This is a genomic window from Actimicrobium sp. CCI2.3 (genome assembly GCF_035019065.1).
Classification (GTDB): domain Bacteria; phylum Pseudomonadota; class Gammaproteobacteria; order Burkholderiales; family Burkholderiaceae_D; genus Actimicrobium.
The window spans coordinates 1-4,660 of sequence record NZ_JASJWR010000066.1 but is presented as its reverse complement, the minus strand read 5'-3'; the positions used below and the strand labels follow the sequence as shown (position 1 = coordinate 4,660).

Genomic DNA, 4,660 nt, shown 5'->3' with positions numbered 1-4,660 from the left:
GATTCTATGCGGTCCCTGCTCAAATGATTCGCTCTTCAACCTGAAAAAGGCTTGCTTTTGAACAGAGTATCTACGTGACTGAGTCTGTGCGCGATGCAATGCCCTTCGGTTATTGCACCCTACGTGACTGAGTCTGTGCGCGGTGCAATGCCCTTCGGTTATTGCACCGAATCGTCGAATAAATTCCCCGGAAAAATCAGACATCAATCAGCCTCAAGGCGCCACTTGCAACACCGGTCGCAGCAAGATTTCCTCGACCAGCACATTGCCCGGCTGGGCAAACGCATACACCAGTGCCTGAGCCACGTTCTCGGAAGTCAGTGCATCAAGTTGCTGGCGTCGGGCGTCAAGCGCTTCGTTGACGTTGTGACCGAATTCGGTCCATACCGCGCCCGGTTCGATGATGGTGACGCGGATGCGTTCCGGGCCGAGTTCCTTGCGTAGTGCATCGTGGAAGCCGCCAACGGCAAACTTGGTGGCGCTGTAGACCGACCAGTTCTCAACGCCATATCGACCGCCAACGCTGGACACCGAACAAATCATCGCGCCTTCGCGGCCTCGCAGTAGCGGGATCGCTGCCTGGCTGCAGTTCAGGACACCATAGAGGTTGGCATCGATCATCTGTTTCCAGTCTTCCGGATCACTGGTTTCGAATTTTACACTGATTCCTAAACCTGCATTATTAAACAGCAGATCAAGTCCGCCGAAGCGTTCGCGTACCAGCGTGAACAGGGCGGCGACCTGCTTCGCGTCAGCCACATCCGTTTCGACAACGGTGACTGCATCGCCCAGTTCGGCGGCGAGTTCCTCCATTCTTTCCCGGCGGCGTGCCGCCAGCACGACATGCACGCCTTCCTGTACCAGCAAGCGGGCTGCGGCTGCACCAATACCGCTTGAGGCACCGGTGACGATAGCGATTTTTCCGTTCAGGTTCTGCATTTTCATTAATCATTCTCCATGGTGTTAATGCGTACTGATTAATCCCTATTTCCGTAATGGCATTGATGGATTAAAAATTTATTAATTGATAAAAGACTCTGAGTTATTTATTTTCGGAAAGTTCAATAAATAAATAATGAGGATAATTACGCAGTATTTCGGTTGCCTGTGAAAAAATTAAATGCGTGCTACGATCATTGAGTAATGGAATTTAACGCATTTCATTTGGTCGACATATCAATCAAAATCTAATTTTGCTGAAATGTTTCCATTCATTAATTTATTAAGTAAATAAGACAGGCTAATCGTGAAAAAATTATTAATTGCTACCGCTGTATTTGCAACTTGTGCCGCACCTCAAGCCTTTGCGCAAACTGCACAATCGAAAAACTTCGAGGGTTTCAGCGCCGGTATTAACGCCAACTATGCCAAAACCCGTGCCTCGGCCCGTTTCGGTAACGAGTATGGCAGTACCGACGACACCTCAACGAACGGCAGTGTCCAGGGTGCCTACGGGTTCGCTTTGAATGACAAGTTTGTCATGGGTGTCGGCGCTACCGCAGGTTTCGGTGACCTCGACGCCGGGTCAATCAACGGTGTTTCGCTCAAGGCGAAGGACATGTATTCGATTTACGTTGAGCCGGGTTATCGGGTGACCGACAAAACGCTGGTCTACGGCAAGGTTTCCTATCAGAGGATGAAGGGTGAATTGTCAGGTTCCGGTATTTCTGCCAGCGATACGTATGACGGTTATGGCATCGGCTTAGGTGTGCGTTCGATGGTCAGTAATAAATTCTATGTACAGGCCGAATTATCTGAACTTGATTATGGTTCCGAATCGGTACGTGGTATCGAAGTAGAACCGAAGCAGACAATGGCAACAGTTGGTGTCGGCTACAAATTCTAATTCTAGTTGATTTAAAAACCGCACTTGCGAGTGCGGTTTTTTTATATCTGAAAATAAATCGATCTATTTAATGAGGTTTATTTCCCAGTGAAGAGTCAGGTGCCAGAAAAATAGGTGTTAATTAGTCGGCTCAGCCAGAAACCCAATGTCGCTGAGATTGCCGTCACGCTTGTTCCCCAGGCAATATCGATAATGGCAAAACGTGGCGACCAGCCGTCGAGTGTCGCGAGATTACTCAAGTCGTAAGTGCCGTATGCCATTAGCCCCAGTAATGCACCGAGCATGAGTGCTTTTGTCCACGAATTACTGTCCAGCGCGGGCATCACGGCGAAGACCACAATTCCGACGACATACAGCAGATAGAAAATGATCGCCGGTGTCATCAGTGGTGTCGGCAGCAGTAAGCCGTCCAGCTCTCGCATGTAAAAACCTTTGATGACAAAACCCAGCCAGACGAAATCCAGTATCCAGAACACAATGCCGGTCGAAAAATAAGTAGTCAGATATTTGGTCATTGTTGCCTCAGGTTAGCGTTGCATATTTGGTGAGCAACAGGTCGATTTTCTGTTTGAGTTTGTCGGAATTGAACGGCTTGACAAGATAGTCGTCCGCACCGGCGCTGGCGGCCTCGAGAATGTGTTCTCGCGTGGCATCGGCCGTCACCATCAACATCGGTACTGCGCGCAATTGCTCGTCGGCGCGAACCGTTCGCATCAGCTCCAACCCATCCATCAGCGGCATCGCACAATCGGTAATCAGGAAGGTGATCGGCGCGCCGATCGTGCGTGCGTTCGCAAAGGCACGCATCGCCATGGCACCGTCATTCGCCTCTGACACTTTCATGTACCCGAGCTCCCTGAGCAATTGGACGATCACGCGACTCGTTGACTCGCTGTCGCTCGTCAGCAAGAAATGCAAATCAGAGTGGGCCGTCGCCAGATAATGCATTCAGGAGCCCTTGTGGTTAAGTTAAACGGATGCCAAGTGTAGTTAATCAGGCAAGTATTGACTATAGGTGCAACAGCTAGTCTTCTGTAGGATATTGCGTCATTGCGGGTTCCTCTTCCGAAAAACTTCTGCTACACTTCGGCCCTCGTTGGGGCGCAAGCCTTCGCGACGACCGAATCAGGAGAGGTGGCAGAGTGGTCGAATGCGCTGGACTCGAAATCCAGTGTACGGGTCTCCCGTACCGTCGGTTCGAATCCGACCCTCTCCGCCATATTCGCAATAGAATCAAGCACTTATACGATGCTGTTGCAAAAAAAAGCCCCGAATTCGGGGCTATTTTTTTGACTTGTGGGGCGAAATCTGCGGGATTTGTGTTCGTTTTGCTTCGCTGGCATGGCTCAATTCGGTGAGCGCCGCCTCACTTTATTTTGTTGATGGCATCGATTTTTGACCGCATGTCGAGGTGGGCATAACGCGCGGTACTGGCCAGAGATTTGTGCCCGAGCACTTGACCGACGGTATACAAGTCCACGCCCGCATTGATCAGAGCTGATGCCGTCGAATGGCGAATATCGTGCAACACATACTCCTGAAAGCCGGCCGCATCCATGGCCCGCCGGATCAGTTTCTGGATCCAGCTCTTCTTCCAGCGTAGGGGAAATACTTGCTTAGTACCCTCAGTTTCGGATGCATTGCGGCAAGTCGCATTGATCCATTCTTCGTATCTTGCAAAAAAAATCCTTCTCCTGAATGAATAGTTCGAGGGTGACGACCGGCAAGGATGGTCTCGCTAATGCGCATGCCACTGTAGAAGGAAATACGTATCACGGCCCTCGCAGTCCGGTCCGTGCACATTTTGCAGATCGTGAGCATTTGCTGCCGGGTCAAATACCGTTGCCGTGCGTTTTTGACGGTGGGCATCCCGACCTGCAACCGCAAGTTGATGTCACCCACACCATATTCTTTTTGTGCGTAACGACAGGCGGCGCGCAGATAGCTCAATTTGTTTTTGATCGATGCCGGGGCCAGGCGCAGCACTTCAGCCTGTCGATATTCGGTGCCGACTGCGGCGAGTTCTGACAAATAGCGTCCCTCATAAAAAGGCGCAAGCCGTTCCAGTTCCTTGGCGACGCCATATCCATTCTTCAGTTCCGGACAGCGCCGTGTGAGATAGATCAGTACGCACTCCGAAATCAGCACCCGGTTTTTGTCCGGATTCGTGTATTCGTTGAAAATCCTTGCCGATTCCTTTATATCGTATTGTTGGGCTTGAGATTTTGAATAGCCTTCCGGAAGCAGCTTTGATCGACGAATGGTCTCGCCGTTGATCTCCTTTTTAAATTCGAACCTGAAGCGGTTCTTGTTTCGCGCGTCTCGGTTGATCGACATGTTGTCTCGTAGTTAAGAACATCCTTGAGGAAATACCGCACGTTCCTGCCGATGCGTGTGCAGGCAATGGGCCCGTGCGGGGCGGCTAGCCCATAGGCCTTTCGACGTGATATGCCGAGTAAGTCGGCTGCTTCGCCAGGGGTAATTCGTAATTCTGGATGCGCATTGATCAGCCGCGATCGTCGAAGTGATTCGTCGAAACAGGCGCTTGTTGCTTCTGGCGCGAATGGCGTTCGTTTGTCGCTGATGAATTGGTCGACGGCAGTGAGGCCCAGATACACACGCTGTCTCGAGATAGCCCTCGGAGGACGCACCGGGTCTATATCCTTATTTTTGCCGTCCTGTGAGATCAGCGGGGCATGAAAGGCAGTGATGTCGTGAACATCATTGTTGACCTTTGCTTGGTGCGCCCAGCATGGGCGCACTCTTGGAGGTGCAAGTCCTCCCGTGAGCTGACCACAGCGAGCGAAGTGAAGC

6 protein-coding genes and 1 tRNA gene are annotated in these 4,660 nt (G+C 51.2%); 2 read left to right on the top strand and 5 right to left on the bottom strand.

The features are described 5' to 3' along the window. Positions 1–213 precede the first annotated feature (213 nt). Positions 214–945: an SDR family oxidoreductase gene (locus tag QN370_RS20375; RefSeq protein ID WP_322127037.1), complete on the bottom strand. Its 732-nt coding sequence runs from the start codon at positions 943–945 to the stop codon at positions 214–216. A gap of 301 nt (positions 946–1,246) precedes the next feature. Between QN370_RS20375 and QN370_RS20370 the strand changes: the two genes are divergently transcribed. Beyond that, positions 1,247–1,846 (top strand): porin family protein, encoded by a 600-nt coding sequence (locus QN370_RS20370; RefSeq protein ID WP_322127038.1) that lies wholly within the window; start codon positions 1,247–1,249, stop codon positions 1,844–1,846. Positions 1,847–1,941: 95 nt separating this feature from the next. On the opposite strand, the gene QN370_RS20365 is transcribed toward QN370_RS20370, so the two are convergent. Together QN370_RS20365 and QN370_RS20360 are read right to left on the bottom strand one after the other, a co-directional pair. Further along, positions 1,942–2,361 (bottom strand): DUF2177 family protein, encoded by a 420-nt coding sequence (locus QN370_RS20365; protein ID WP_322127039.1) that lies wholly within the window; start codon positions 2,359–2,361, stop codon positions 1,942–1,944. Positions 2,362–2,368: 7 nt separating this feature from the next. Further along, positions 2,369–2,794 (bottom strand): response regulator, encoded by a 426-nt coding sequence (locus QN370_RS20360; protein WP_322127040.1) that lies wholly within the window; start codon positions 2,792–2,794, stop codon positions 2,369–2,371. Positions 2,795–2,974: 180 nt separating this feature from the next. Here QN370_RS20360 and QN370_RS20355 point away from each other — a divergent pair. Beyond that, positions 2,975–3,065, top strand: a tRNA-Ser gene (locus QN370_RS20355). Positions 3,066–3,212: 147 nt separating this feature from the next. On the opposite strand, the gene QN370_RS20350 is transcribed toward QN370_RS20355, so the two are convergent. Together QN370_RS20350 and QN370_RS20345 are read right to left on the bottom strand one after the other, a co-directional pair. Further along, positions 3,213–3,506: a tyrosine-type recombinase/integrase gene (locus tag QN370_RS20350; RefSeq protein WP_323581819.1), complete on the bottom strand. Its 294-nt coding sequence runs from the start codon at positions 3,504–3,506 to the stop codon at positions 3,213–3,215. Next, positions 3,416–4,183, bottom strand: a complete 768-nt coding sequence (locus QN370_RS20345) for a site-specific integrase (protein ID WP_322127041.1) — start codon at positions 4,181–4,183, stop codon at positions 3,416–3,418. The genes QN370_RS20350 and QN370_RS20345 overlap by 91 nt, the downstream gene beginning before the upstream one ends. Positions 4,184–4,660: the final 477 nt, after the last annotated feature.